This window comes from Stenotrophomonas maltophilia group sp. SKK55, from assembly GCF_057179845.1.
Genome location: NZ_JBXUHP010000006.1, coordinates 1 through 1,337, shown reverse-complemented (window position 1 = coordinate 1,337; position 1,337 = coordinate 1). Strand labels below are relative to the sequence as shown.

Sequence of the window (1,337 nt, the reverse complement as noted above, 5' to 3'; positions counted from 1 at the left end):
CGGGCCAGCAGGCGACCGATGCGAGTGGGTTGTTCTACAACTACCAGCGGGAGTACGAGCCGGAGGTGGGGCGGTATTCCCAGAGTGATCCGATTGGGTTGGCCGGTGGAATAAGTACCTTCAGCTACGCACTAAGTTCCCCGGGCTCACATAGTGACGCAGAGGGTCTGCAAGTCATGCGCAGCGGCGTGCACGCAGGCTCTCGCGCTATGATGAATTCGAACCAAGCTCCTACAGGAGACAATCAATCAAACTTCGCTGCGCCCGCTTCTTGGGGGGAAGTGTCTTCTGGCCTTGCCGCAACGACAAATGCGCTGAATAGCCTTAGCCTAACTCACTCAAGCAGTATCTTAAATCCGCAAAGTCCCGCGTCAATTCTGACGCGGAACATCATATCCAAGGCGTGCGAGAAAGAAGACGACGATGACTGTAATCGTCTCATAGCAAAGATAGATTCTTTGGTGGTCGAGCTGAGAAAGCGATACTGGGATCTTAAACTGGATAGACGTGGGCTTCCGGCTACCGGTCGTATGTCAATAAATGGGCATGTGCAGCAATTTCAAAACAAGCAGGCACAGTTGAGGCGATTGCTTGCTGAATCTGCAGCAAAGCGCTGTGTAGGTTATAGCAATGAGGCTTGGCAATGGGCGACTATGGCTCAACCAATTTGAGATCTAGACAATGTTTGATAAAGAGTGCATGGAAAAAGTCGCTGAAGCATGGGTTAGTTTTAATCGGCTCGCAGCCGATGCGAATGAGCGGGATCCGCTCACAGGCGTGCTGGATGAAGTTGATGGCATCATCCAGCGAGATCCTGGCGAAGGTTGGAAATTCATTGAGGCTGTCAGGCGAATGGATGTGGATGCGCATCTACTTTCCAATCTTGCTGCCGGACCTTTGGAGGACTACTTGGTTGCCCACGGCGAGACCGAAATCGAGAGGGTTGAAAGCTTGGCAAAGCACGACCCATCTCTTCGGGATCTCCTTGCTCAGACGTGGAAGAACTCGATGTCGGATGAGGTATGGCGGCGGGTACAACTTGCTGCCACATCAGGTTAGGCTGCCATGGGTAACGCTCGAACGCCTTACGACTACGTCTGGCAGCTTCGGCGATCGAGAAGATCCTGCTGATTTGAATGGGTTGCTTAAATCACCGGGACAAACTAGCCCGATGGCAGCGTGGCTGACTACGTGCGCGATACCCAGGGCCGCATCAGCCAGATTGGCCTGACCCGGCCTGGCCAGGCGCGCCAGATCGTGGTGAACAACGTGACCTATGCGGCCTTCGGCCCGGCGACCGGCTGGACCTACGGCAACGGCCGCCAGCTGCAGCGTCC

2 protein-coding genes are annotated in these 1,337 nt (G+C 54.7%); both read left to right on the top strand.

Annotated features, from left to right (window positions below; genetic code table 11):
- The coding region (locus AC2A1N_RS03975; protein ID WP_484371535.1) for an RHS repeat-associated core domain-containing protein at window positions 1-671 on the top strand (671 nt) is incomplete at its 5' end.
- A 10-nt stretch (window positions 672-681) separates the two neighbouring features.
- Window positions 682-1,059: a DUF6869 domain-containing protein gene (locus AC2A1N_RS03970; protein ID WP_154351576.1), complete on the top strand. Its 378-nt coding sequence runs from the start codon at window positions 682-684 to the stop codon at window positions 1,057-1,059.
- The last annotated feature ends 278 nt before the right edge of the window (window positions 1,060-1,337 follow it).